Raw genomic sequence first — 25591 nt, 5'->3', positions numbered from 1 at the left:
GCCCGACACCGTGTGGCGAAGCGTCACTGCTGAGGGGCCAGCTTGAGGACGACCTTGGCCGGCTCCTGCTGTGCAGGCGCAGCACCGGCTGCCTTCTTGGCTGCCGTTGTGTGCTTCTTCGCCGTGTGCTTCTTGGCAGCGTTCTTCTTGGCCTTGTGCTTCTTGGGCGTGTGCTTCTTCGTGTGACCGTGTGCGGTGCCGCTGGGGGTCTGAGTCTGCTGCGAGGGGTCCGCCGCAGCGATGTGGATCTTGTTGCCGTACTGGGTGACCAGCGCGCTGGTGACCGAGGACGGGGCGAGAGTGATCACATCGATCTGGTCCGTGTCGTTGTCGTACGTCACCCCGACGTTGTAGCCGGCGTTCGCCACCTGCGTGGTGACGGCGTCAGTGATCGTGGACACCTGGTCGTTGCTCGCGAACTGGCTGTACTCCCCGTAGAAGGTGAGATCGGGGTTGTCGAAGCCGGTGAAGTCTGCGGGCCACTGCAGCTGGTCGGGGACCTTGCCGCCCGTGAACACCATGATGGGCTGGCCCGCGTTGTCCACGTACTCCACGAGGGCGCCGTTGTAGTCGCCGATCTCGACGACTCGCTGCCAGTCGGCATCGCTGATGCCCGCTGCGGCCGGGTCCATCTCGGCGAAGGAAGGGCCGACGCCGAGGGCGACCGTCGCGGACAGGACGGTGCCTACCAGAAGCGCCCTGGAAATGTTCTTTCTCATGTGAACCCTCGCTCTATTCTCTGGGTAGCGCTTGCGGGGAATTCCGCCGCGCATTCGGGTGAAATTGGTAATGCAGGTCCCCGATTCGGATTTCGCATTTTCGCAAAATCGGAGTCAAGGGAAGCCGGGCAGGCCATGGAAGGTATGGCCCGGCCGTGGGGAACCGGCGATGGGAGGTCTCAGTTAGGCAGGGCTACCTTGGCGCGAGAAGCGGCGGTGGCACTCGGGCGCACCGGGCTCTGCTCCCTGCGCAGGCACTTCAGGCCGATGGTCAGTCCGGCCGTTACCACAGCGCCGGCGGCGATAGCGGCAGCGAACAGCAGCGGCTTGCCGAGTTGGTCGGCAGCGAACACCCCGGCGCGGGGGATGGCCATGGTGGGGCCGAGGAGCATGGTCAGCACACCGGTGACGGCACCGCCGGCCATAGCCGCGGGGATCACCCGCAGTGGATCGGCGAGCGCGAAGGGGACCGCGCCCTCGGGAATGCCGGCCAGGCCGAGGATCCAGGCCACCGTTCCATAACCGCGCTCGGCGGGAGTGAACGCCTTGCGGCGCACCAGGGTGGCCAGGGACAGGCCCAGGGCCGGGACCATGCCGGCCGCCACCACCACGGCCATGAAGGTCAGGTGGTCCGGGATGGGACGCTCCGAAGCAATGCCAGCGACAGCGAAGCCGAAGGCGATCCTGTAGATGGCGCCACCGAGGTCGGAGCAGACCACCAGGCCGATGACCACGCCGAGCCACAGGTGGTGGTCGCTGAGTTCCAGGATGACCATCTTGTTGTACAGCCACTCGTAGAGTCGGCCGAGCAGCGGCTGGACAGCTCCGTAGAAAAACACCACCGCGGTGAACAGGGTCGTCACCAGCGGGATGACCGCCCGGGTCATGAGCGGATGCCACTTGGGCGGGACAGTGATTCTCCGCAGGCCTCTCGTGGTGACGCCCACGATCAGACCGGCGGCCAGTCCGCCGAGGTATCCGGTGTTTATGGTCATCGCGGTGAGGCCGCTGATGAGGGCGGGGATCAGTGCTGGGCGGCCGGCGATGCCGTAGGCGGTGTAGAGGGCGACGGCCAGGCCGAGAAGAGTCAGTGCGAGGTTGCCGGATTTCAGCAGTACCGCGGCCCAGCTCTCCGATTGCAGCCAGGAGAACTGTCGACCCGTCGGGTCGACCACGGCCCTGATGATCTCCCAGCCGCCGAGGGCGTAGGCGAGTGCGACGAGGAGGCCGCCGAGGGCGGTCAACGTGGCCAGTTGGCCGGTTCCCGCGGTCAGCCACCGGCCGAGCCGGGTGCCGGCACGGCCGTCCGAGACGGAGTGCTGGTCCATTGGGGCCATGGTGAGGGACATGGTCAAGCTCCAGGGTATGCAGTACCGCCCACAGGGACGGCGCGGATGTACTTGTTGCGTCCGACGCGAAACGGGCCGGAGGGCGGGTGTCGGCTGTCTTTGTGAGGGCAGCCGGCACCCTTCGAGGCTCGGCGCGGCCATGGCGAGTGGCGCGCTGACACCGGGTGCGCCGCTACCGGGGGCGACGCCCTCAGTTCAGGCCGGCACCCCACTGGCTGAGGACCGAACCGAACTTGACTCCGTACATCCGGTGCAGATAGCAACCGCAGCCGTGGTTGGTCGCGGGCTGGAGCCACGTGGTCAGGCCGGAGTGGCTGCCGACGGCAAGCGCCTGGCTGGCAGAGATGGGCTGGTAGACGGGCGCACCCGAGTCACCAGCCTGGGTGGGGGGAGTCTGGCCCGCGTCGTACGTGAAGCCGTCCACAGGGGCCGTGGTGTGTGGGACTCCGTGGAGGTACCAGGTGAAGCCGTAGCTGGTAGAGGTGATCGGGTGGTTGCAGTGGGCCAGCGTCGTCCTGCCGCTCACGCAGACATGCAGACCCCGATACATGGGACCCAGGCCGATGACCGTCCTTCCGGTCGAGGCGTCGCTGTACGTGCCGGTGAAGATGCCGCTGCCGTATGTTCTGCCGGTGTACGCGGCGACGTCGAGGTGCGTTCCCGTTCTCCCGATCGTTCCGATCTTCCTGTTGACGCCGTTGTCCTGCATGATGTTGTAGCCGGCGAAGCTCGTCTGGAAGATGTCGACGTTGAGGCCGAAGCAGTGCCCCGCCGAGGTCATGTAGTAGGTATTACCGACGTGGATCTTGTAGCCAGACGTGCAAGATCCGTACTCGTCTGCGTTGATGTCGCCGACCGAGGTGCCTCCCCAGTAGGGACTTGTGTCGTTGTATCGCGTTTCCTGCTGCTCGAAGCGCGTCTTGAGGACCGTGACCTTGTTGCCGTAGGTCTTCTCCAGTGAGTCCACGACGGACTTGGGGGCGTCGGTGTTGATCATTACCTGGTCCGCCTGGCCGTCATAGAACGCGCCGAAGTCGTACTTCGCCACGTCCTTGTTTTGCTTGACATTCAGGACGGAATCCTGGAGCTGATCCACCTGCTTCTTGGTGAACCTGCTGATCTTGACGGCGGCCTTCACTCCGTCCGGCACGTCCGCGGTGGCCTTGGCCTTCTCGCTCGCTGACGTGCCAGCGGGCAGCGTCACCACCGGAGTGGATGTGCCGTTGCCGAAGACGCCGAGAGCATGCTGCGACGTGGCGACCGCGTTGATGCCCTTCCACTGCGCCTGGCTCAGCCCGTGCTGGGCCGTGGTGGGCGACGCATCGCTCGCCCACGAGGAAGTCGCCCCCGCCAGAGGTACGACCACCGTGGCGAGAGTCCCGACCGCCGCCAGGACGACGCGCTTCGTTCTCAGTTTCATGTCTTCTTCCTTTGTTGTAGGTGTGTCGGAGAATGCGCATGCACCTTCCGTGCGGCTCCGCACGCCGCCAATCCCCGCAGGGCGCGGAGAAGCCGTCGCGTCTTAAGGCCTGCGCGTCATTCGCCTCACTGGACACCTGGGCAAGAGCGGTCGCCCGCACTGCTGCGACCCGCCGCCTTCGGCGGCCCGCCCGCAGGCACATGGGCGGGTGCCTTCGGGGGAGTGGCCGCAGACGTCTGGGTGCGGGCCTTCCGCGAGGACTGTGTGGCCCTCGCCGTCGGATCCGACCCCGGTGCGTTCCCAAAAGAAGAATCTCGGGCGAGCCCGCTTAGGGCTATCGCGTACTTCTACGGGGGCTACGAGGTAGATGCCTAGCTGGATCGCTACGAGCCGAAGACATGCGGCTTTTGGTCGGTTATGTCATTGAGTAGATTTACCCACTGTGGAGATGGCGGCGGCCGAATGTGATCTGGGCAACGTCACGGTGGGATGTTTGAGCCGTTCGCGCTGGCGAATCAGCCCTGGCAGGCGCTCCTGCCGGAGGGCGCGCGTTGTGGAGCCAATGGCCGCGCCGCTCAGTAAGGGCGGCAACCGACAGGCCCTGGCCCCACCTGCTCACCCCTGCTTGTGGCAGGCGGCGCATGTGCCCACCTGCCTGGCGCGAAGGAACCAAGCCCACCCTCCTTGCCCTCGGCCTCCTTGCTATCCGCGGAGGCATCAAACGCTGATTGGGAACACCGAAACGGTTCGGCCGAACGGTTTCCGAGCAAGCCGAGGGCGCTTGGGCATCTTCCCGGCTGTGCACGAACGTCTCCAGCAAGTTGCTGCCGCGATGCCGCTGGGCACAGCTGCGTAACCGTGCATCGATGCGCTGAACAGGCTGGTCCAGGCGCAGACCGACACGACCGGGTGCGTAGGCTTGCATCGACCGCACTACTGACCAGCTGTGCTGCCTCGTGAGGTTGGTGTCACGCGTACGCCTGGAAGTACCAGGCGGTTGCTCCCCAGGCTGCCGATGATCCGTCGGCTGGCGGTGTCATGTGGTAGCTGTCGGCGACGGGGGACCGCTGACATGTTCGCTCGCGTCGAGGGCTTCGCGAGGGCGGTCAGAGGCTGGAGGCGATGTTGCCCGCCAAGCCGACGAGGATGCCACCCACGAGGATGATCGGCCCCCGGTACGAAGGCCACCAGCGGTCCTCTCTTCCCGCTATGTAGTCCCTCAGCCCTGTGAGCTCGTCGTTGATGGTCTGTTCCGTGGTCTTCAGCGCGCCGCTGAACTGACTACTCAGGCGTTCGACGATCCGCTTCTCCAGCGCGTCCAGTTCGGCAGGGAGATTTCGCTGCCGGGTCTCCAGATCGTCAATGCGCTCCTCAAGTGTTGAGTTGGCGCGAGTCACGGTGAGATCGATGGACGCCGAGGCGGTGACTCTGCCCGATGCGTACACGGTGCGCGTGCGATGCAGATAGCCGGCGAGGCGCCGACGAGCACCGCGGATGTCGATAACGGTCAGGACGACTCCCGCGAGTTCAAGGACGGCGGCGACAACGTTGAGGCTCACAGCGAGGACGGTCATGCCCGGGAGGGTAGCCCTGCCTGACCTCGGCAGAGGTAGGGCTACCTCGTCCGGCAGACCCGGTGCGGTCAGAGTTCGATGGACGATGCGGATGGCTCGTTCCACCGGGCTGCGGTCGTGGCATGTTCTGGGGCGTTGGGGGGGAACCAGGGGGGCGCTTGCTTTAGCAGGGTGCTGGGAATCTTCACGGGCCAGTAACCCTCAGCGGGCGAAGGCGTGGCCCTTGGCGCGGCGGCTGGCGGCAGCAGCGCATCCCGGCCCCAAGCTGGGCTTTAGCGGCTAGATTTGACGACGCCATGGAACCAACCTCCTGAGACACCACGTCTGAGCAAGCCCCTCCATGCGCCCTCAGGCCGCGGCGAGTTCGTTTCGTGCCCTGCCGATGAACTCGGATACTTCGGCGTTGTCCTTCTTCCACGGTTCGAGGTCGGTGGTGAGGCTGTGGAGGTAGCCGTGGGCCCTGGTCGAGGACACCGTGCGCAGGACGTCTAGGGCGCGGGAGCCGACGTGGAGGCTCTGTTCGAGGTCTCCGTCCTGAAGGTGGGTGCTGGCCAGGACCGACAGCCGGATGCCGACGGCGCGGGTGAAGCGTCCGGGAGGCATGGCGTCGGCCTGCTCGTTCCAGGCGATGGCGGCCTGGGGCTGGCCGAGGTCGCAGTAGATCTCGGTGGCGTCCGTGGCGAGCCGGGCGTGCGTGAAGTACGACAGCCATTCGGGGTCGTCGTCGCTGCCGGGGCGGATCGAGCCGAGCAGGTCCTCGGAACACGTGAGTGCGGCCGCGGCGGCCTTCGCGTCGCCGGCGCGGCCGTAGGCGCGGGCCTCGGCCAGTTTGGCGAAGGCCAGGACCCGCGGTGCGGCGGTGTGCCTGGCCCGCTCGTAGGCGCCCTCGGCCATGTCGGCGGCTTCGTGCGGGAATCCGCGGAGCATGGTCTGCAGGGCGATCGTGGTCAGCACGTAGGCGCCGGCCTGCACGTCACCGGCGGCCCTGGCCAGGCGGAGCGCTTGGACGAAGTGGCGCTGTGCCTCTTCGTGGCGGCCGGCGTCGAAGGCCGCCCAGCCCGCGACGCGGGAGAGTTCGGAGGTGGCGGCGAAGAGCTCTTTGCCGATGGCCTCGGTGTAGGTGCCGGAGAGCAGGGGAGCGGCGCGCAGGCGCAGGCATTCGGTGACGGAGCTGGTCTTCCAGTTCCCTCCGCCGAACTTGGAGTCCCACAGGCGGGCCTCGTCGGCGGCGTGCCACAGCTCGGTCAGGTCGCTGCGGCCGACGCGCCGGCCGCCCTGGTGGGCGGTGGCGGCGTCCGCGGGCTGGGTGAGCCAGCGGGTGACGGGGGTGGTGAAGGCGGAGACGGCGAAGCCGTTGCTGAGGAAGTGTCGGCGGTCCACGGTTCTCCAGAAGGTCGCGGCGACGCTGATCGCGTCGGAGGGATCGCGGGGGAAATCCAACCCCAGGTCACCTTTGCCGCGTTGACGCTCATACATGCCGAGTTCCTCGACCGAGACCGCCCGTCCGAGGCGTTCTGCCAGCGCAGCGGCCAGATATCGGGGAACGGGGGCTCTCGGGATCATTCCGAGATTCACCCAATTGGAGACACTTGTATGACCGTATTTCGTGTCCTGCCCTAACTCCCGGGCGATCTGGTTGACCCGGTAGGCGAGCGACTTGTGACTGGCGCCGGACGCCTTGATGAGGCGCTCCAGCTCCTCGTTTGGGCCGTGGGACCGTCGTGGTGTGCCTGGCACTGAGCCCCCATGGTGTCGGGGACCACGGCCCCCGTAGCCGTGGAATGGGCACGAGCGTAGGCCGGGCAGGCCGGTGCGGAACACCCGGACACAGCCTGCGATTTGTTGGCCCCCTTTGTGCGCCTCCACCACGCCAGCCGGCTCAGGTTTCCTGAAGAACGTGCGGCCCGGCGCCTGGCCCGTCTCCGGGCACCGGGCGGCACAGGGCGACGAACCTCGAGGGCTCCGCGTTGCCGTGAGGGCTCCTGCCCGTCGCCCTTCGTTCCCCATCGCCTGACCGGGCGCGGCTCTCCCGGCGCGGAGCGGATCCGGCCGCGTCGCACGACCGCCCCATACGAAGAGGAGCAGCTGATGGTGAGTGTCTCCACACCGGCGGCCCTGCGCACGCCGGTCACGGCCGGTGTGCTGGTGCCCGCACTCGCAGCCGCCCGCCCGGCGTCATTGCGGGTCGCGGTGGTCGGCCAGGGCTATGTGGGTCTGCCGCTGGCGTTACGTGCCGCGCAGACAGGCCACCGCGTGGTCGGGCTGGACACCGATACGCGACGGATCGAGGACCTGGCGTCCGGCCGGTCGCCGGTCGAAGACGTCACCGCGGCGCAGCTGAGTCAGCTACTGCGGCAGGGCGTCTACCGGCCCACCGCGTACCCGCAGGCCGTGGCGGGATTCGACGTCGCGGTGATCGCGGTGCCGACGCCGCTGCGCGAGGGCATACCCGATCTGTCGTCCGTGGTCGCGGCCGGCCGGACGGTGGGCCGTCATCTGCGCCAGGGCGCGCTGGTGGTGCTGGAGTCCACCAGCTACCCAGGCACGACCCGCACGGTCCTGGGCCCGGTGCTGGAAGAAGAGTCGGGGCTGCGGATGGGCCGTGACTTCGCGCTGGGGTTTTCCCCGGAGCGGATCGACCCGGGCAACCGGGCCTGGACGCTGGAGACGACCCCGAAGCTCGTCTCCGGCATCGATGAGACCTCGCGGGAGCGCACCGCCGCCTTCTACGCCGGACTGGTCGACGTCGTCGTCCCGATGAGCCGGTGCGAGGAGGCGGAGCTCGCGAAGCTGGTGGAGAACACCTTCCGCGCGGTGAACATCGCGCTGGTCAACGAACTGGCGGAGGTCGCCCACGACACCGGGCTGGACGTACGGGAGGCGCTGGACGCGGCGGCGACCAAGCCGTTCGGGTTCATGCCCTTCACCCCAGGCCCTGGGGTCGGCGGGCACTGCCTGCCGATCGACCCGGTCTACCTGTCGTGGTGGGCGGCGCAGGCCCGCGGCGGCCGGGGCTCGCAGCTGATCGACCTCGCCGGGCGGATCAACACCGCCCGCCCCGCCCACGTCGTGGACCGCGTGCACGCACACCTCGCCGCCCGCGGCCGGACACTGCCGGGCACGCGGGTGCTGCTGCTGGGTCTGTCCTACAAGCCAGGCAGCGGCGACCTGCGCGAGTCCCCCGCGATGGAGGTGGCCCGGCTGCTGGAGGCCGACGGCGCGCTGGTGCGCGCGGCGGACCCCTTCGTCGACGCATCGGCGGTCGGCGGGCTGAGCCTGGTGCCGACGAGCGAGCAGGAACTGGCGGCCGCGGACGTCGTGGTCGTGCTGACCGACCACGACGTCTTCGACTACGACCTGGTGGCCACCTGTGCGGCGTTCGTGCTGGACTGCCGGGGACGGCTGGCCGGCCGGACGGCCACGGCCGTGGTGGAACAGCTGTGACCGGCGCCCTGCGGGTCACCGTCACCGGCGGCGCCGGGTTCATCGGGTCGAACCTGGTCTCCTGGCTGCTGCGGCATCCCGCGATCGGCCGGGTCACGGTCGTGGACGACCTGTCGACCGGCAGCACCAGCCTGCTGGGCGAGGACCTGACGCAGACCGACTTCCGGCAGGGGAGCGTCCTCGACGCGGGCCTGATCGAGGACGCAGTCGCTGGCGCGGACGCGGTGGTGCATCTGGCCGCGCTGCCGTCCGTGCCCCGGTCGGTGGCCGACCCGCTGGCCACCCACCACGCCAACGCGACCGGCACGCTCCAGGCCCTCGAGGCCGCGCGCCGAGCCGGCGGGCCGCTGGTGGCGGCGGCGTCCTCGTCGTCCGTCTACGGCGCCCAGCCGGAGCTGCCCAAGCGGGAGACCAGCCGGGCGATGCCGCTGAGCCCGTACGCGGTCTCGAAGCTGGCGACGGAGGCGTACCTCGGCGCCTACCACGCCTGCTACGGACTCGAGGTGCTGCCACTGCGGTTCTTCAACGTCTACGGGCCCCGGCAGCGGGCCGGGCACCCCTACGCGGCCGTCGTCCCGGCCTTCATCGACGCCGCCCTGTCCGGCCGGCCCGTCACCGTCCACGGCGACGGCACCCAGACCCGCGACCTGACGTTCGTGGACACCGCGTGCGAGGTGATCACCACCGCGATCACCCGCCGGGTGGCTACGCCGTGGCCGGTCAACCTGGCGCTGGGCACCCGCACCTCACTGCTGGACGTCATCGCCCTCCTGGACCAGGTCCTCGGCGCACCGGTGCGGGTCGAACACGCCCCGCCCCGGCCCGGGGACGTCGCCCACTCACAGGCCGACCCCGACCGGCTGCACCACCTGTTCCCCCACGTGAGCGCGGTGGCGCTGCACGAGGGCCTGGAACGCACCGTCGCCTGGCACCAGAACCAACGCCGGGATCCTGCCCGTTCGCACGGCGACGACCGGGGGAGGGGCCGGTGAAGATCCTGATGTACCACCTGATCGAGGACCTGCCCGGCCCGATGGCCGTGCCCCCCGCCCGCTTCCGCGAGCAGATGGAACTTCTGGCCGACGGACCGTACACGCCGGTCACCGAGGACGACCTGCACACGATGCTCGCCTCCGGCAGGCCCCTGCCCGAGAACGCCGTGCTGATCACGTTCGACGACGGCTACGCCAACACGATCACCACCGCACTGCCCGTGCTCGAACGGCACGGTCTGCCCGCACTGATGGCGGTGTGCGGCGGCTACCTCACCGCCGACCGGCCCCTCCACGTGCCGCACACGGTGCAGGAGATGGCGGACCTCGACCAGGTGCGGGCGTGGGCGGAGTCCGGGCGGGGCATCGCCGCCCACAGCTACACCCACCGCAGGCTGACCGGCCTCAGCGACCAGGCGCTGGCCTGGCAGATGGCCGGCGACCACGAGACGCTGACCGGCCTGCTGGGACGGGAGCCGCGCACCTTCGCCTACCCCTACGGCGCCTACGACCCGCGCGTGCAGCGCGCCGTCGCCGCCCTGTACCCGCTGGCCCTGGCCACCGACGAACACCATCAGCCCGACCTGAGCCACCCCTACGCCCTGTCCCGGATCCAGGTCGACCCCGGCTGGAGCCTGCACGCCTTCCGCACGGCCCTGGACAGTCCCGCCGACCCGGCCGCCGCGCAGCGCGCCGCCCGCGCGGCCGACATTCTCACCCGCGCAACCCTCTGAGGAGCCCGCCGATGACGAACCCCGGCGCCCGCACCGTCGCCCTGTACTGGCACAACGGCCGCTCCCTGGGCCATACCTCCTCCACCGCGAAAGTCGCCCGCTACCTCCTGCGCTCCGAGTACCCGTACTCGATCGCCGGGATCACCGGCGCCTACCGCGGCCTGGACCTCCTCCCGCCGGAGGTGGACGTCGTCAAGATCCCCTCCTTCGCGAACTTCGACGACCCCGACGGCTGGAACCTGCGCCCGCGCCTGGCCATGGACACCCCCGCACTGCACCGGGTGAGGGCCGACCTCATCACCGCGTTCCTGCGCCACTACCGGCCCGAAGTCCTGATGAGCGACCACATTCCCCGCGGCACCGATGACGAACTCGTGCCGGCACTGGAAGCCCGGTACGCGCAGCACGCCGTCCTCAGCCTGCGCGGCGTGCTGCTCGACAAGGAGAAGACGGCGCGCAAGTACTTCGGCCGGCACGGCCGCGGCCCGTGGGTGCTGGACCACTACTGCCAGTTCAACGTGCACACCCACCCCGAAGTGTTCGACCTCGCGGACTACTACGACATCCCGCCCGAGGCCGCCGGCCGCCTGCACTACACCGGCTACCTCGCCGAGCCCTGCACCCTCACCCGCGACCAGGCCCGCGCGCAGACCGGCACCGGTGCGGACGAACGGCTGGTCGTCGCCGCGATGGGCGGAGGTCAGGGCGCCGGCGACCTGTGGCGCGCCCTGTCGACGGCCCTGCGCGGCCGCCGCCACCTGTTCGACCGGGCCCTGCTGGTCACCGGCCCCTACCTCGAGCCCGCCGACCAGAAGGCACTTCGCCAGCTGTGGCAGGACGACCCCCGGGTGAAGATCCGCACGTACGAGCCGGACCTGCTGCCGTGGATGCGGGCGGCGGATCTGTTCGTCGGCGCGGCCGGGGCGAACATGCTGGGGGAGGTCCTGGCGACCCGGGCCAACACGCTCGCCATCCCCCGCCAGATCAGGGAGAGCGAGCAGCTGGTCCACGCCCGGCGTCTGCACGAGCTGGGCCTGCTGCGCAAGGTCGATCTTCCGGACGCCCTCGGCGGCGCGCTGAACGACGCGGTGGCGCTGGCCCTCACCGAGCCGCTGGTCCCGGACGGCACCCGCTTCCTCTGGGACGGCACAGCGTACGACCGCCATCTGCCCGGCGGCCCGGACGGCACCGTCTGCGCCTGCACCACCGCAGCGGCCGCGGCCGCACCGGGAGGACCGCGGTGAGCGCCCGGTCCGGCGCCGGGTGTGCGGTCGTCCGCTCCGGCCTGGTCCATGCCGCGCCCGGGCACCGGGGCGGCGGTGATGTGGTGATCTGCCAGGGCGTCGTCCGCGATACCTGCGTGCACGGTCCGGTGCCGGTCGATGCCGACGGGCTGCTGGTCGCCCCCGGCCTGGTGGACATCCACGTCCACGGCGCGGCCGGCCACGACTTCACCGAGCCCGAGCCCGCCGCCTGGCACGCCGTGCTCGACACCCACCTGGCCGTGGGCACGACCACCGTCCTGGCCACCCTGGCGAGCACCTCCCCGGCACGGACGGCCGCCGCGCTGGCCACCGCCGCCACGCTGCTATCCGGCCCCGAAGCCCACCCCACGCTGGCGGGGGTCCACCTCGAGGGCCCGTGCCTGGCCCACGGCCAGCGCGGCGCGCACGACCCCGACCACCTGCGCACGCCCGGGCAGCTCCTCGCCGAGCTCACGCCGCTGCCGAAGGGCCTGCGCATGATGACGCTCGCGCCGGAACTCCCGGGCGCCGACGCGCTGACCACCTACCTCACGACGGCGGGGGTCCGCGTGTCCGCCGGACACAGCGCGGCCACCGCCCAGGATCTGGCCCGGGCCCGACGGCTCGGCCTCAGCCACCTCGCTCACCTGTGGAGCGGCCAGTCCGCGCTGACCCGCCCCGCCCTGCACCGCGTTCCCGGTCTGCTGGAGGCCTCGCTCGCGTCCGACACGGTGACCGGCGAAGTCATCGCGGACGGCCACCACCTGCCCGCCGCCCTGCTGACCATCGCCCTGCGCTGCCTGGGACCGGACCGGCTGTGCCTGGTCTCCGACGCCACCGCCGGGATGGGCCTGCCCCCAGGCAGCACGTTCCGCACCGGGGCCAGCCGCGGCCAGGTCCACGACGGCTACGCCGCCACCACCGACCACACCAGCCTGTGCGGCAGCGTCACCCCACTCGCGACCGGCGTGGCCCGGATGCAGGAGATGACCGGCGCCGCAGTCGAGGACGTGCTGACCATGGCGACCGCCACCCCCGCCCGCGCGGCCGGCCTCTACCCGCGCAAGGGCAGCCTGCTGCCCGGCGCCGACGGCGACGTCGTCCTGCTCGACGCCGACCTGAACGTGCGACAGGTCATCCTCGCCGGGCACCCGCTCACCGCGACCGCTGCGGAACCCCTCCGGTGACCGAGGTGCTGCGGGTGGTGCTGATCGGGGCCGGACGGCGCACCCGCAAGGTCTACGCCCCCTGGCTGGCAGGACCGCCAACCCGCCAGGAACGGCCCGCGGCCGCGCTCGCCGTGGTGGACACCGACGCCCGAGCCGCCCGCGAGGTGGCCGCCACCCTGCCGGGCGCGGCCGCCGCCCACCCGGACGACCTGGACCACATCCTCACGCACGAACGGCCCGGCCTGGTGATCGTCGCCACCCCCGACGCCACCCACCACGACTACGCGACACAGGCCCTTGCCGCAGGCGTTGCGACGCTGGTGGAGAAGCCGCTGGCGACCACCACCGAGTACGCCTTCGCCCTCGTCCACGCCGACACCGTCTCGCGCGGGCGGCTGCTGGTCGGCCACAACCTGCGCTTCACCAACCTCCACACCCACGTCCGCGCCCTGCTCGCGGATGGCCACATCGGCACGGTGACCGGCGCCGACTTCCGCTACACCCTCAACGCCTCGCACTCCCGCTCCTACTTCACCCGCTGGCACCGCACCCGCGCCGCCTCCGGAGGTCTGGAAGTCACCAAGGCCTCCCACCACCTCGACCTGCTCGCCTGGTGGCTCGGCTCCGAACCGGCCGCGGTCACCGCCGAACTCGCCCGCCGCAACTACTTCCCCGGCGCCGACGGCGTCCCCGGCGACGCCGACATCCACGACACCCTCAGCGCCCTGATCGAGTACGCCTCCGGTGCGAGGGCCCGCTACACCCTGACCACCGACGCACCCACCGAGGGCTACACCTGCACCCTCCGCGGAACCGCCGGCGTCTGCACCGTCCGCTACGACGCCCGCTCCGGCCCCCACACCGTGCACCTGCGCACCACCACCGACGGCGACGCCGGCAGCTGTCGGCAGATCCTCCGGGAGGAGGGAAGCCACGCGGGAGCGGACCGCCGGATGCTCAGCGCCCTGGCCCACACCCTGCGCCAACACGCCGGAGCCGCAACACAGTTCGCCACCGCCACCGAAGCGGCGCTCGCCGTCGCCACCGGCACCGCCATGTACGAGGCCAGCCGCCAGGCTCGCCGCCTGCCGGTGCCCCAGCTCCACCACATATCCGGAGAGCCACGATGACCCCCTCCACCGTCCGTACCCCCAACGGCCTGGACCTGACCCACCACCGGCTTGCCCCGGGCGCACAGCTCGCCCTGACCGCCCGCCCCGGGCAGGAGAGCGCGCTGGTCCTGCTCCGCGGCCGGCTCACCACCACGCTGCCCGACGGCGAACACACCATCGCGCGCACCGACCCCTTCGCCGCGCCCGCCACCGGCTGGTACCTCCCATCCCACACGGCCGCGGGCTTGACCGCTGGCCCCGACGGCGCCGACGCCGTTGAGGTGCACGCGCCGGTCACCGCCGCACCGCCCGAGAGCACGGAGCCCACCGCGATCACCGCACCCGAACGGGAGGTCCGCGGCCACGGTTCGTTCGAGCGGCACGTCACCACCCTGCTGACCCCGCCACGCACCGCCGGACTGCTGCTCGGCGAGACCCTCGCGCTCGACGGCCGCTGGTCCACCTACCCGCCGCACCGCCACCAGCACAGCAACCCGCCCGCCGAGACGGAGCTCCAGGAGGCGTTCGCCTTCCGGGTCCGCCCGGCCACCGGCTTCGGGGTCCTGCTCACCTACGACGACACCGTCCACGACGCCCGCCCCACGGTGCTCACCGACACGACCCTGGCCGCCGTCCCCGGCGGCTACCACACCATCGCCGCCGCGGCCGGACACGACCTCTACTACCTGTGGGCCGCACACGGCGACACCGACACCCATCTCGCTCTGCACACCGACCCCGCCCACGCCTGGCTCCTCACTCCCTGACTGCACGCCCTGGACACGTCCGCTGCCAGAAAGGGAAAGCCTGTGAACACACCGTTCTCCACCACCAGTTCTTCGCCGCAGCGCGGTCTCGCCGTCGTCACCGGCGCCAGCGTCGGCATCGGCCAGGCCACCGCCCAGGCCCTGGAGAAGGCCGGATACACGGTCATCGCCGCCTCCCGCCGACTGACCACCCTCCCGTCGGCGGACAGCGGCATCACCACCCACCAGCTCGACGTCACCGACGCCGACTCGGTGGCCGCCCTGGAGCGCACCGTCGCCTCCCACCCCGTCCCGCTGACCCTGCTGGTCAACAACGCCGGCATCCCCACCCACGCCGCCACGATCGCCGACAGCGACCTCGCCGACTGGCGCGCCACCTACGACACCAACGTGATCGGCGCCGTCCGGACCACCCAGGCCCTGCTGCCCCACCTGATCCGCCACCACGGCCACGTCCAGTTCATCGGCTCCACCGTCGGCCGCGTCCCCTACGAGCGCGGCGCCGCCTACGCCGCCAGCAAGTACGCCCTGACCGCGCTCGTGCAGACCCTGCGCCTGGAGACGAACGGCTTACCCGTCCGCATCACCGAGATCGCCCCCGGCATGATGCGCGGCGACGAAGCCGGCGGCGAGTTCATGCGGACCCGCTTCCACAACGACCCCGCTGCCATCGCCGCCGTCTACCAGGGCGTCGACAACCCGCTCACCCCCGAGGACATCGCCGAGTGCGTGGTGTGGTGCGCCACCCGTCCCGCGCACGTCGACATCGACCTCATGGAGATACGGCCCCTCGCCCAGGCCGCCCAGCACAAGGTCCACCGCACCCACTGACCCCACCCCCTTCCGGGCCGGGGCCCCGTTCACGCCCCCCGGCCCGCCCTACCAGCCCCCGGGGAGACCGCCATGCCCACCACCCAGCCGACCGACCGCCGCCACGTGGTGATGATCCTGCGCCACTTCACCGTGGGCGGCCTGGAGCGCGTCCTGCTCTCACACGTCCGCATCCTGCTGGACGCCGGATGCGAGGTCACCGTCTGCGTCCTGGAACCGGGCCGCGACAACGCCCTCGTCGCCGAACTCCCGGCGCGGGCCCGGCTCGTGACCGCGCCCCCGGGCCGCCTGGCCCGCCACGCCTTCCTCGCCCGCCTGGTGCGCGGCCAGGTCGTGCTGCTCCAGTTCGGCGACGGCCGCCTCTACCCCTCGATCCGCCCGGCCCTGCACACCGCCCGCACCGTGATCCGCTTCTGCCACTCCGACTACTCCCACCTGAGCACCCGTGCGAAGAACGTCCTCGACCGGACCCTGGCACGCGCCGAGGACCGCATCGTGGCCGTGGGCGGCCGCTCCACCCGCTTCCTCCTCGACGACGTCGGCGTCCCCGCCGCCAAGGTCAGCACCCTGACCAACGCCACCGAACCCCGCACCACCCTCGCACCCCCGCCCTGGCCCTGGGCAGCCGACCCCTACGTCGTCGCGGTCCAGAGCCTCTACCCCCACAAGGGCCACGACGCCCTCCTGGCGGCGTTCGCCCGCGTCGTCGACCAGACCGACCAGCACATCCGCCTCGTCATCATCGGCGACGGAGACCAGACGATCCCGCTGCGCCTGCTCGCCGACCGCCTGAACATCACCGACCGTGTCATCTGGCTCGGCGCCGTCTGGCGCAAGGACCTCGTGGACAGCGTGCTGGCCGGCGCCCGCGGCTTCGTCTCCATGAGCCGCTTCGAAGGAGTGCCAATCTCCGTCCTCGAAGCCCGCCAGCACGGCCTCCCCCTGGTCCTCACCGACATCCCCGGCCACCGCGACGGCGCCGCGACATCCCCGGCCGCCTTCGTCCCCGTCGATGACACCACCGCCTTCGCCCACCATCTCCTCGCCCTGCTCGACGCTCCCCGGCCCCATCAGCCCGACACCAGCACCCTCCACAGCGAATGGGAGCGCTACACCCACGCCTTCCTCGGCATCGTCGCCCCCACCGGCACGCTCCCGCACCAGTCCGTCCTCGACGCCGGAAGGAGCCCAAGCCGGTGAACAGCCGCTTCCAAGACCGCCTGTGCGGCCAGCAGTTCCTCTTTCCCCTGGGGTGGCTTCCGCACTCCAGCGGAGGCGGGCATGAGGAGCGGGAAAAGAATCCGGAATGACTGCATCCTCCTGATAGCGTCGGAAAAGGGCGCCGCATCTGCCCCGGACCGTCCCCGTAGCGCGACCAAGACCACAACAGCCATCCAGGCCACCTTGCGCCGACGCTGCCGACCGACCCCACCGATCCCGAACAGCCCAGCCCTTGCCGCGCCTGAACGGGCCGTCGTACCACCCGCCTGAACCTCCGAGCCGACCACTGAGGAAGCCTGTGCCGACGTTCTCCCACGACCTCTCCCACGCCGCGCAGCTCGCCCTGCTCGAGCGGCTGACGCGGGCCGCACTGACCGAGCACTACGCGCTCGACGGCGCTGCCGTGGCAGTGGAGGTCCAGCAGTACGAGGACAACGCGGTCTGGAGGGTCACTCCGCCGGACCGCGACGGTTCCTTCGTCGCCCGCCTGTCCGTCCGCGACGGACGCCCCGCCCACCAGCAGCGCAGCGAGATGCGCTGGCTGGAGAGCCTGACCGGCGCCCGTACGGTCGCCGTTCCCGATCCCGTCACCACCACCAGCGGCCACTACGTGGTCCCCATCGAGGTCCCCGACCACGACGAACCGGCCACCCTCGCCCTGCTGCACTGGCTCCCCGGCACCGCAGAACCCCCCTACCGGCAGCCCGGCGTCGCGCAGAAGATGGGCACCGCCACCGCCCGCCTGCACGAGCACGCGGCCACGGTGCACCTGCCCGACTTCGACCGGCCGGTCTGGGACGCGCAGACGATCCTCCACCACGGCCACGCCCTCACCGGCCCGGGCGCCCACGAGCAGCTCGGCGCCGACGGCACCGCCGCACTGCGCAAGGTCGCCGAGCTGATCACCCCGGCCCTCGAGGAAGGCGGCCCGACCGACCGGGGCAGGATCCACGGCGACCTGCACCGCGAAAACATGATCGCCCAGCCCGACGGCGGCGTCGGCATCATCGACTTCGACGACTGCGGCACCGGCCACTACCTCCTCGACATCGCCACCGTCCTGTCCTCCGTCCACCGCATCGCGGCCACCGAACCCGGCGCCTACGAAGAATTCGCCCACGCCTACCTGGACGGCTACACCCGGGTACGCCCCCTGCCCGCCGACTTCTCCCGCCTCCTGGAGCCCTACCTGCTCCTGCGCGATGCCTTCATCCTGAACTTCGTCACCGCCGCAGCGCCCGTCAACGCCGACGTCGCCTCCTGGGGACCGCACCGCATCGCCGGCATCCTGGCCAGCATGCAGGCGTACCTGGAAGGACGCCCCTACCCGGGCGCTCTCCACATGCACTGACCGCAGGGAGTCGGCAGCCCCGGACGGCACCGCTCCGGGAAACCGTCGGCCCGGATGAGGTGCGGCCCGCCCCGGCTGCCCGGCCGGGGCGGGACGTGAAGTCCCCGGTCCTACCGGTACCAGTACTTCACGCCGCGGTGGCCGGAGCAGGTGCCGCGGAAGTGGGTGCTGTAGGAGTAGGTGCCGTCCTTGCACTTCGCCGTCGCGCCGCGCGGATGCGGGCTGTTGGCCTTGCACACCCCGGTCGTGTGCCGCGCGCATGTCGCCGCCGCTGCCTCCGACGCCAATGCCACCGGTGCCAGCAGCGCCCCTGCGACGACGACCGCCGTCACAGCCCCCTTCAACCTGGCCAGCATTCAAGAGCCCCTTTCGTAGAACCGGAGACCCGATCATCCGCTGTCGGCCCGTCCTTACGCGGCAGATGCCGGCGCCGGTCGCCAGGCCGTGACGGACGTAGCCGAACGGACACCGGGGGTTCGATCCGCCAGAACATCCGGTCGAGCCCTTGTGATCGATTCCAAGAGCATGGCCCCAAGTGTTCGGCTCGCGAGACCGGGCGGTGCCGCGCCAATGAGCCGTGTGGCCCTAACACCTCCGACGAGCCGTTGCTCGCCCGAGCTTGGCGCCAACTACTGCCGGATAGGACGCTGACGCGAGACTGGGGCGCGGAATACATTGCCGTGAACGGGTTTGTGTTGCCTGTTGTCCACCTGCCGATCAGCTGTGCTCGGACGCCGTGATTGACACCATGCAGTTTGTTTTGTGCGGACGAGACTTCCGGGCAGGGCCAGCGGGACGGAAGGCGCTCAGCTCCGCTTCAGCCAGCGTTCGTTGTATGCAATTGCCCAGAAAGTCAGCGCCGCGCTCTCGCGGTGGCGGTCGCCGAGCTCGCGGAAGATGGTGGCTGCCTGGGTGTGGGCGTCGATGGCCTCTTCGAACCGCCGCACCTTCTGCAGGGCGAGGCCGAGGTTGGTCAGCGCAGCGCCGACGCCGTGGCGGTCGCCGAGCTCGCGGAGGACGGTGGCTGCCTGGGTGTGGGCGTCGATGGCCTCTTCGAACCGCCGAACTTTCCGTAGCGCGAGGCCGAGGTTGTTCAGCACCTGGCTTTCGCGGTGGCGGTCGCCGAGTTCGTGGCACATGACCAGGCCCTGGGTGTGGGCGTCGCTGGCCTCTTCGAACCGCCGAACCTTCTGCAGGGCGAGGCCGAGGTTGGTCAGCGCCGCGCTGGCGCCGTGGCGGTCGCCGAGCTTGCGGAAGATGGTGGCTGCCTGGGTGTGGGCGTCGATGGCCTCTGTGAACCGCCGAACTTCCTGTAGGGCGAGGCCGAGGTTGTTCAGCGCCGCGCTTTCGCGGTGGCGGTTGCCGAGCTTGCGGAAGATGGTGGCTGCCTGGGTGTGGGCGTCGATGGCCTCTTCGAACCGCCGAACTTCCTGCAGCGCGAGGCCGAGGCTGGTCAACACCTGGCTTTCGCGGTGGCGGTCGCCGAGCTTGCGGAAAATGGTGGCTGCCTGGGTGTGGGCGTCGATGGCCTCTTCGAACCGCCGAACTTCCCGCAGGGCGACGCCGAGGTTGTTCAGCACCTGGCCTTCGAGGTGGCGGTCGCCGAGCTCGCGGAAGATGACCAGGCCCTGGGTGTGGGCGTCGATGGCCTCTTCGAACCGCCGAACTTCCTGCAGCGCGAGGCCGAGGCTGGTCAACACCTGGCTTTCGCGGTGGCGGTCGCCGAGCTTGCGGAAGATGGTGGCTGCCTGGGTGTGGGCGTCGATGGCCTCTGTGAACCGCCGAACTTCCTGCAGCGCGAGGCCGAGGTTGGTCAGCGCAGCGCCGGCGCCGTGGCGGTCGCTGACCTCGTGGCAGATGACCAGGTCCTGGGTGTGGGCGTCGATGGCTTCTTCGAACCGCCGAACTTCCCGCAGGGCGACGCCGAGGTTGTTCAGCACAGTGCTTTCGCGGTGGCGGTCGCCGAGCTTGCGGAAGATGGTGGCTGCCTGGGTGTGGGCGTCGATGGCCTCTGCGAACCGCCGCACTTGCCCCAGCACGGTGCCCAGGTTGCCCAGTGCCGTGCCTGCGCCGTGGCGGTCGCCAAGCTTCCGGAACAGGGTCAGGGCGGTGGTGTTGAGGGTGATCCCGTCGTCGAAGTAGCGGCGGTAGTCGAGGTATGCGGCGAGAGCGAAGGCGAGGGAGGTGCTGGTCGTGGGGTGGCCGAAGGCCGGTGCGGCGGTGACGGTGGCGGTCAGGTTGACGTGTTCGGCGTCCAGCCATTCCAGGGCAGCGGCGCGGTTGGCGAATTGAGGGGCGCGGGGGCCGGGAAGGGTATCCAGGTGGGTGTTGGCGGCTTGGGTGGTGTCCTGGTAGTGGGTGAACAGGCGGGTGCGGGCATTGTCACGTTGATCATGGTTTGCATAGGTGTGGCCGTGGTTGTCGGCGTAGAGGCGGACCAGGTCGTGCATGCGCCAGCGGCCCCAGGCCAGGGCGGGTTCGATCAGGTGGGCTTCGGCGAGGTGTTGCAGGAGTTCCTCGGCCTGGTCGGGGCTGGTGCCAGCGAGGTGGGCGGCGGCGTGGGTGGACAGGTCGGGGCCGGGGTTGAGAGGCAGCAGGCGAAACAGCCGTGCCTGGTCGGGGGGGAGGTGCTGGTAGGACAGGTCGAAGGCGGCGCGTACGGCGCGGTCGGGGCGGGCGAGTTTGTCCAGCCGGGTGTGTTCGGCCTGCAGTGCAGTGGCCAGGGACGCGGCGGGCCTGGTGGGGGCGGCGGCCAGGACGGCGGCGGCGATGCGCAGGGCGAGCGGCAGGCCTGCGCACAGGCGGGCGATCGAGGTGGCTGCCTGGGGGGCGTCGGTGACGCGGGTGTCGTGGGGGCCGCGGGCGTGGCGCAGGGCCTGGTCGAGCACGGCGGTGGAGTCGGTTTCGTCGAGGGTGTCGAGGTCGTGGAGGCGGGCGTCGAGGCCGTCGAGGGTGTGACGGGAGGTGACCAGGGCGGCGGTGGTGCCGTCGGTGGGCAGCAGCGGGGCGGCCTGACCGGTGGTGGAGGCGTTGTCGACGACCACCAGGATGCGCCGGTCCTCGCGGGCGTAGGCGGCCAGGACGCTGCGGTACAGCCGTTGCCGGTCCTCCAGTCCGTTGGGGATGTGCTCGCCGGGGATGGCCAGGGCGCGCAGCAGGCCTTCCAGTGCGCGTTCCGGGGAGAGGCGGCGTTCGGGGTCGTAGCCGGCGAGGTCGGTGAACAGCACCCCGCCGGGGAACCAGTCCGGTTGCGTGAGGGCCTGGGTGGCGGTCTGGACGGCGAGTTCGGTCTTGCCGATGCCGGCCAGTCCCGACACCGCGCTCACCAGTACCGTGCGCTGCCGTTCCCCGCCACCTGTGGTGGGGGCCAGGTCCGCCAGCAGTTGCTCGACGTGCCGGTCCCGGCCGGTGAAGGCGGAGGCCGGGGCGGGCAGCCCGGACAACGCCGGGGTGATCGTCGGCGGCAGCTGCACGGTGATGTCCCGGCCCTGGATGACCGCGTGGAAGGAGATCCCGCCGTTGATCGCGTTGTTGGTCGCGCTGCCCTGGCTGGCGTCGCTCATGCCGGTCACCTCGCCGGGTCGGCTGCGCTGTCACCGGTAGCGTCGGTGGGCGGGGGCGGGGGCGTGGTGGTGAAGGTCAGGTGGGAGAAGTCCCGGCCCTGCACGACCGGTCCGTTCTGGGTGCCGCCGCTGACGGTGTTCGTCACCGCCCCGTCCCCGGTGAGCACCAGTTTGGCCTGCTCCTGCCAGGCCGCAAGACGGGTACGGAAGTCCTCGTCCAGTTCGGCCCGGACCGCCAGCGCCGTGCTCAGAGCCTGCGCCCGGCCCTGGTCGCCGGGGTCCTCGGACAAGTGCACCAGTTCTGCCTCTCCGGAACTGCCCGCCAGGCCTTGCCCGCCGCCGTCCCGGCGGAACGGGCGCCGCACCAGCGCGCTCAGCCCCGCCCAGGCCTGTTGGCCCACCTCCCCACCGGCCCCGCCGGCCAGCGCCGCCAGCAGCCCCACCGATACCGGATCCATCCCCCACCATCCTTGCCCTGTGCAATCGGACACTTGCATTCAGTGATGCATGGGGGAGTTGGACGGTTCCCGCCGCACGTCACGCAACGGCGCCTCCGGTCCGTGCAATCGGACCACCTTGCGTACGACCTGCCTGGCTGGCACGGCATGTCGCCAGTTCAGCGGGCTCGGACGATCTCGAGCCCGCTCCGGCGCCGTTCCTTGCGCGCGACGCCGGACGGAGAAGGCGTCCCTCTGTCCACCACCCGCACGGTGCCAGCCGACTCCTGACCACGACGCCGACCGGGCCACTTCTTCCGCTGGAGCCGAGGGAGTGGGACATCCCCCTCGTGCCGCTCGCCACGACCGCGCCGCTGCCAGCACTGTGCTCAGCTCCCGGCTGCGCACCGCCCGTCGTGCAGGCCGGACCCGTATGACGTCTTTGCGCACCAGCAGGCGGCGATACCCGAGCAACTGCTCCTAGTCCGCCAGGACGAGCAGCCCGTACACAAGAAGGCCGGCCCTGCCGATGTCGCCGCGCTGCGCACCGACCTGGAGGCCCTGGAGCTGACCGCCGACCAGCTCAGCCGCCTCGGTCGCGCCGGGCAGCGGCTCACCGCGTTGCGCAAGGTCGCCAATCAGCGTGCGCACCAGGCCGCCGCTGGCAGTGCACTGAGTGCGCAAGGTGTCCCGGCCGCCGATGCGGGCAGCCAGCAGCTCGGCCCCGAGCACGGACCGGGCCGTGGACCGGGCCAGCAGCTGTGACCGGCAGGAGCAGGTTGGTGATCCGTCGTGCCCCTTGGAGCCCTCGAACCGCAAAAAATGCGCCATCATCCTCACCTCCATCGGCTTGATGACCGCCTTAGCCCTCAACGAGCACGGTCTTCCGCCCTACTGGTAACCGTGCATGCACGCCGGTCACGAGGTACCCCTTGTGACCGGCTCGGCCGCACTCTTACTCCAAATTGAGAGGATGCTTGTGGGACGACACAAGCCTGGCAAGCCCCGACGCCGACGTCCCGACGAACTACCCGACAACATCCAGATCAGAGAGACCCGTCCAGGGGAAGGCAAGGCATTCACTGATCTTGTCGCGCTCGCCATGGAAGGGCACGGCGACTTCGACGACCGCGAGACCATGCGCGACGTCATCGATGAAGGCGGCCCGTTCACCAGCCAGTTCGGAGCCGGACGGATCTTGTTCCTGGTCGCCGAACACACACCCACCGCACGCATCGTCGGCATCTCGTCCAGCATCCCGCCCCTGGCCGTCCTTGGAGGCATGGAGCGTAACGGAGCAGACCCCGTAGCCCTGGGAGCTACCGCTATGGCCTACGTCAAGTTCCGTGCCTTGGCCGTCGCAGACGACTACCGCCGTCAGGGCATCGCCTCCGCCCTCCTCACCAAGGCCCTGGCAATCCACCGGGAGCACCGCGCGTTCTTGGCGTACGGGCAGTTCACCGCTGGGGATGCCGCCCTGGCCCGGTTCTATCGGCGCCACGGGTTCACCATCCATGCCCCGGGCGAGCCGGTCATCCTCCCCGGCAGTTCCAGGCACTCCGACGTCGGTGCCTCACCGCTCCCCGGCGAGCAGATGTTCTCGCGCGCGATCTAACCCCCGCCCAGAGCACGTTCGAGTTCGCACCCACGGCGGAGGCGGTGCTGCGCCTGTCGGTCGCACGATGCGCACCGAGTGGATGCGCACCGGTCCCACCGGGGTGCGCACCGCCCGAGGGATATGCCGCGTGGGTCCGCTCCAGGTCGCGCGAGGTCGGCATTGGCGGCACGGACGACACCGAGCAGCTCAAGGCCAAGATCACCACGCTCGAACAGCAGGCGACACAGGCTGACGTTGCAGGTCCTCGCACACGGCTGATCCGCCGGGCCCGGGAAACCGCCGCCGATACCGAGTCCACCGTGTCTGAGGGCACGCTCGCGCCGGCTGAGCAGGAGCTCGTGCACGGGGCGGTCCGGAGCCGCTGACGGTGCGGACCCCTGTCTTCGCCCGGCAGGTGTCCGAGCCGGTCTCGGAGAGCGGGATCCCGAAGGCGTTCCGGTCAGCTGCGGTGGCTGGGAGGTGTGGTTGGTGTCTGCTGGCGGTGCAGGATCGGGACGGACGGCGGGACGGCGGTGCGCGGGGTGGGGGCGGGCTGGTAGGTGATGCCGGTGTCGCGGGTGAAGCGGTTGGCTTCGGCGGCGGAGCCGGTCGTCTTGTGCAGCCAGAACATGTAGGCGACGCTGGCGAGCTGGTCCTCGGTGAGGTGGAGGACCCAGCGTTTGACCAGGTGGTCGCAGCGGGCGGCACGGACCTCATCGGCGAGCCCCTCGGCGAGGGGCTGCTGGAGCCGGTCGGCGAGGCTGACGGCGAGCAGCAGTACTGCCATCTGGGACAGGCACAGCTCGACGCGCCGCCGACCCGGTTCCGCCTCTGCGTGCGTCATCTGCCGTGGGCGGGCACAGGTGTAGAGGAGGAGGTCGTGTCCGGGCGGGGCGAGGCGGGCCGCCCACCTCACCGGTCGGCCCTCCCACGCGGACAGGGCCGCCCGCTCTTCCCGGTCGGCGAGTTCGAGCAGGCCCCGGTCGGCGAGGTTGAGCACCCGCCGTTTCACCGTCATCAGCACCACGTCCACCGCCCAGCTGTGACCCGCGTCCCGCTGGTGCGCCTGTACAGCCCCGAGCAGGTCGAGGACCTTCGCCTCGCCGGCCATGTGCCTCCTCCACGCCCGTGCCCTTTACCGGTAGGGAAACCGGCACCGGCCGGGCGACGTCACGGCCCGGGGAGCGCGAAGGACCTGTTACTCACTTTCGGGTGACGGGCCGTCCGCCCGACGGGCCGGGGCGAGGCGGGGGATGCGGCTGTTGCCGTTCTGCCGCAAGGGTGGTCGGTCTGTCGGGGCGTCAACTTCGTGCATCCGGAACTTAAATGGACGTTACATCCGAGGATTGCGGAAATGCGGGTGAAAAGTAATAAGGCCAATGTTTCCTTCTCAAGTGGCGTGCGGGGTGGTGAAGCTGTGTGTGCGGCCGGTCGGCCGCCACCCGTACACCGCACCGACTCCCACCGGCGGCCGCGAAGGCCGCCCCGGGAGGGTGCCTGCACCGTCAGGGGGACTTCCTTGTCCGTTTCCGCTTCTGTCTCCGCCCGTCGTCTGGCCGCCGCCGCGCTCGCGGCCGGGGCTCTGGTCTCGGTGGCGGCGCTGCCGTCGTCCGCGGCCGACCACCGGGCTCCGCGTGCGAAGGTGGAGATCTCGGCCGTCCAGTACGACTCGCCGGGGCGGGACGACCGCTCCAACCGCTCGCTGAACAAGGAGTGGGTGGAGCTGACCAACACCACCCGTCAGGCGGTCAACCTCGACGGCTGGACGCTCGAGGACGCCTCTGGCCACACCTACACCTTCGACGGCTACCGTCTGGCCGGCCGCGCCACGGTCCGCGTCCACACCGGTGTCGGCCGCGACACCCGTACCGACCTGTACCAGGGCAGCCGCGCCTACGTGTGGAACAACGACCGTGACACCGCGACCCTGAGCAACCACCGCGGCCGTGTCATCGACGAGGAGTCCTGGGGCTACAACCGCCACCACGGCGGCCACCGCCGCTGACCCACCCCGCTGTAGGAGGTGACCGCCCGTCGGTCACCAGCCCGCGAGCTGTGGCCCCGGGC

At 70.5% G+C, this 25591-nt stretch carries 22 protein-coding genes; 12 read left to right on the top strand and 10 right to left on the bottom strand.

Annotated elements, in window-relative coordinates; genetic code table 11:
- Positions 1–23 precede the first annotated feature (23 nt).
- From ABZ490_RS44065 to ABZ490_RS44045, 5 genes are all read right to left on the bottom strand, one after another.
- On the bottom strand, positions 24–719 hold the full coding sequence (locus tag ABZ490_RS44065) for a hypothetical protein (protein ID WP_359003728.1): 696 nt from the start codon (positions 717–719) through the stop codon (positions 24–26).
- 179 nt (positions 720–898) lie between these two features.
- Entirely contained in the window at positions 899–2047 is a 1149-nt protein-coding gene (locus tag ABZ490_RS44060) for a fructose-specific PTS transporter subunit EIIC (protein WP_359003725.1), read from the bottom strand.
- A 211-nt stretch (positions 2048–2258) separates the two neighbouring features.
- Positions 2259–3488 carry a hypothetical protein gene (locus ABZ490_RS44055; RefSeq protein WP_359003722.1) on the bottom strand — a complete coding sequence of 410 codons (1230 nt, stop codon included), beginning with the start codon at positions 3486–3488 and terminating at the stop codon, positions 2259–2261.
- 1106 nt (positions 3489–4594) lie between these two features.
- On the bottom strand, positions 4595–5062 hold the full coding sequence (locus ABZ490_RS44050; protein WP_359003719.1) for a hypothetical protein: 468 nt from the start codon (positions 5060–5062) through the stop codon (positions 4595–4597).
- 348 nt (positions 5063–5410) lie between these two features.
- Positions 5411–6538: a sporulation protein gene (locus ABZ490_RS44045; RefSeq protein ID WP_359003716.1), complete on the bottom strand. Its 1128-nt coding sequence runs from the start codon at positions 6536–6538 to the stop codon at positions 5411–5413.
- A 702-nt stretch (positions 6539–7240) separates the two neighbouring features.
- Between ABZ490_RS44045 and ABZ490_RS44040 the strand changes: the two genes are divergently transcribed.
- The 10 genes from ABZ490_RS44040 (at position 7241) to ABZ490_RS43995 (ending at position 17927) form a co-directional block, all read left to right on the top strand.
- The gene (locus tag ABZ490_RS44040; RefSeq protein WP_359003749.1) at positions 7241–8506 is read left to right on the top strand and encodes a nucleotide sugar dehydrogenase; all 1266 of its coding nucleotides are present in this window, start codon (positions 7241–7243) and stop codon (positions 8504–8506) included.
- Positions 8503–9498: an NAD-dependent epimerase/dehydratase family protein gene (locus tag ABZ490_RS44035; protein WP_359003713.1), complete on the top strand. Its 996-nt coding sequence runs from the start codon at positions 8503–8505 to the stop codon at positions 9496–9498. Before ABZ490_RS44040 ends, ABZ490_RS44035 begins: the two co-directional genes overlap by 4 nt.
- Entirely contained in the window at positions 9495–10232 is a 738-nt protein-coding gene (locus ABZ490_RS44030) for a polysaccharide deacetylase family protein (RefSeq protein WP_359003710.1), read from the top strand. The genes ABZ490_RS44035 and ABZ490_RS44030 overlap by 4 nt, the downstream gene beginning before the upstream one ends.
- An 11-nt stretch (positions 10233–10243) precedes the next feature.
- A complete protein-coding gene (locus tag ABZ490_RS44025; RefSeq protein WP_359003707.1) occupies positions 10244–11476 on the top strand; it encodes a glycosyltransferase in 1233 nt (410 codons plus the stop codon).
- Positions 11473–12663, top strand: coding sequence for an amidohydrolase family protein (locus ABZ490_RS44020; protein WP_359003704.1), 1191 nt, complete (start codon positions 11473–11475; stop codon positions 12661–12663). Before ABZ490_RS44025 ends, ABZ490_RS44020 begins: the two co-directional genes overlap by 4 nt.
- Positions 12660–13775, top strand: a complete 1116-nt coding sequence (locus ABZ490_RS44015) for a Gfo/Idh/MocA family oxidoreductase (RefSeq protein WP_359003700.1) — start codon at positions 12660–12662, stop codon at positions 13773–13775. Before ABZ490_RS44020 ends, ABZ490_RS44015 begins: the two co-directional genes overlap by 4 nt.
- On the top strand, positions 13772–14524 hold the full coding sequence (locus ABZ490_RS44010; RefSeq protein ID WP_359003697.1) for a 5-deoxy-glucuronate isomerase: 753 nt from the start codon (positions 13772–13774) through the stop codon (positions 14522–14524). Before ABZ490_RS44015 ends, ABZ490_RS44010 begins: the two co-directional genes overlap by 4 nt.
- Positions 14525–14566: 42 nt before the next feature.
- On the top strand, positions 14567–15355 hold the full coding sequence (locus tag ABZ490_RS44005; protein WP_359003694.1) for an SDR family NAD(P)-dependent oxidoreductase: 789 nt from the start codon (positions 14567–14569) through the stop codon (positions 15353–15355).
- Positions 15356–15427: 72 nt separating this feature from the next.
- The gene (locus ABZ490_RS44000; RefSeq protein ID WP_359003691.1) at positions 15428–16555 is read left to right on the top strand and encodes a glycosyltransferase; all 1128 of its coding nucleotides are present in this window, start codon (positions 15428–15430) and stop codon (positions 16553–16555) included.
- A 319-nt stretch (positions 16556–16874) separates the two neighbouring features.
- Positions 16875–17927, top strand: coding sequence for a phosphotransferase (locus ABZ490_RS43995; protein ID WP_359003689.1), 1053 nt, complete (start codon positions 16875–16877; stop codon positions 17925–17927).
- Between the two features lie 110 nt (positions 17928–18037).
- On the opposite strand, the gene ABZ490_RS43990 is transcribed toward ABZ490_RS43995, so the two are convergent.
- From ABZ490_RS43990 to ABZ490_RS43975, 4 genes are all read right to left on the bottom strand, one after another.
- Positions 18038–18283, bottom strand: coding sequence for a DUF3761 domain-containing protein (locus ABZ490_RS43990; RefSeq protein ID WP_359003687.1), 246 nt, complete (start codon positions 18281–18283; stop codon positions 18038–18040).
- A gap of 450 nt (positions 18284–18733) precedes the next feature.
- A complete protein-coding gene (locus tag ABZ490_RS43985) occupies positions 18734–21490 on the bottom strand; it encodes a tetratricopeptide repeat protein (RefSeq protein WP_359003684.1) in 2757 nt (918 codons plus the stop codon).
- A 5-nt stretch (positions 21491–21495) separates the two neighbouring features.
- Positions 21496–21948 carry a hypothetical protein gene (locus tag ABZ490_RS43980; protein ID WP_359003681.1) on the bottom strand — a complete coding sequence of 151 codons (453 nt, stop codon included), beginning with the start codon at positions 21946–21948 and terminating at the stop codon, positions 21496–21498.
- Positions 21949–22407: 459 nt separating this feature from the next.
- On the bottom strand, positions 22408–22761 hold the full coding sequence (locus tag ABZ490_RS43975; protein WP_359003678.1) for a hypothetical protein: 354 nt from the start codon (positions 22759–22761) through the stop codon (positions 22408–22410).
- 145 nt (positions 22762–22906) lie between these two features.
- On the opposite strand from ABZ490_RS43975, the gene ABZ490_RS43970 reads away from it, so the two are divergent.
- Positions 22907–23542, top strand: coding sequence for a GNAT family N-acetyltransferase (locus ABZ490_RS43970; protein WP_359003675.1), 636 nt, complete (start codon positions 22907–22909; stop codon positions 23540–23542).
- 442 nt (positions 23543–23984) lie between these two features.
- On the opposite strand, the gene ABZ490_RS43965 is transcribed toward ABZ490_RS43970, so the two are convergent.
- Positions 23985–24635, bottom strand: coding sequence for a DUF6417 family protein (locus tag ABZ490_RS43965; protein WP_359003672.1), 651 nt, complete (start codon positions 24633–24635; stop codon positions 23985–23987).
- A 408-nt stretch (positions 24636–25043) separates the two neighbouring features.
- Between ABZ490_RS43965 and ABZ490_RS43960 the strand changes: the two genes are divergently transcribed.
- On the top strand, positions 25044–25529 hold the full coding sequence (locus tag ABZ490_RS43960; protein WP_359003669.1) for a lamin tail domain-containing protein: 486 nt from the start codon (positions 25044–25046) through the stop codon (positions 25527–25529).
- Positions 25530–25591: the final 62 nt, after the last annotated feature.

This window comes from Streptomyces sp. NPDC005811 (genome assembly GCF_040630405.1).
Lineage (GTDB): Bacteria > Actinomycetota > Actinomycetes > Streptomycetales > Streptomycetaceae > Streptomyces.
This window is presented reverse-complemented; position numbering and strand designations above follow the sequence as displayed.

Coding starts and splice junctions, on each gene's coding strand:
- ABZ490_RS43980 (WP_359003681.1), bottom strand. CDS start 21,948: ATGGATCCGGTATCGGTGGGGCTGCTGGCGGCGCTGGCCGGCGGGGCC.
- ABZ490_RS44045 (WP_359003716.1), bottom strand. CDS start 6,538: ATGTATGAGCGTCAACGCGGCAAAGGTGACCTGGGGTTGGATTTCCCC.
- ABZ490_RS44065 (WP_359003728.1), bottom strand. CDS start 719: ATGAGAAAGAACATTTCCAGGGCGCTTCTGGTAGGCACCGTCCTGTCC.
- ABZ490_RS44025 (WP_359003707.1), top strand. CDS start 10,244: ATGACGAACCCCGGCGCCCGCACCGTCGCCCTGTACTGGCACAACGGC.
- ABZ490_RS44010 (WP_359003697.1), top strand. CDS start 13,772: ATGACCCCCTCCACCGTCCGTACCCCCAACGGCCTGGACCTGACCCAC.
- ABZ490_RS43975 (WP_359003678.1), bottom strand. CDS start 22,761: ATGATGGCGCATTTTTTGCGGTTCGAGGGCTCCAAGGGGCACGACGGA.
- ABZ490_RS44060 (WP_359003725.1), bottom strand. CDS start 2,047: ATGGACCAGCACTCCGTCTCGGACGGCCGTGCCGGCACCCGGCTCGGC.
- ABZ490_RS44055 (WP_359003722.1), bottom strand. CDS start 3,488: ATGAAACTGAGAACGAAGCGCGTCGTCCTGGCGGCGGTCGGGACTCTC.
- ABZ490_RS43965 (WP_359003672.1), bottom strand. CDS start 24,635: ATGGCCGGCGAGGCGAAGGTCCTCGACCTGCTCGGGGCTGTACAGGCG.
- ABZ490_RS44000 (WP_359003691.1), top strand. CDS start 15,428: ATGCCCACCACCCAGCCGACCGACCGCCGCCACGTGGTGATGATCCTG.
- ABZ490_RS43990 (WP_359003687.1), bottom strand. CDS start 18,283: ATGCTGGCCAGGTTGAAGGGGGCTGTGACGGCGGTCGTCGTCGCAGGG.
- ABZ490_RS43985 (WP_359003684.1), bottom strand. CDS start 21,490: ATGAGCGACGCCAGCCAGGGCAGCGCGACCAACAACGCGATCAACGGC.
- ABZ490_RS44050 (WP_359003719.1), bottom strand. CDS start 5,062: ATGACCGTCCTCGCTGTGAGCCTCAACGTTGTCGCCGCCGTCCTTGAA.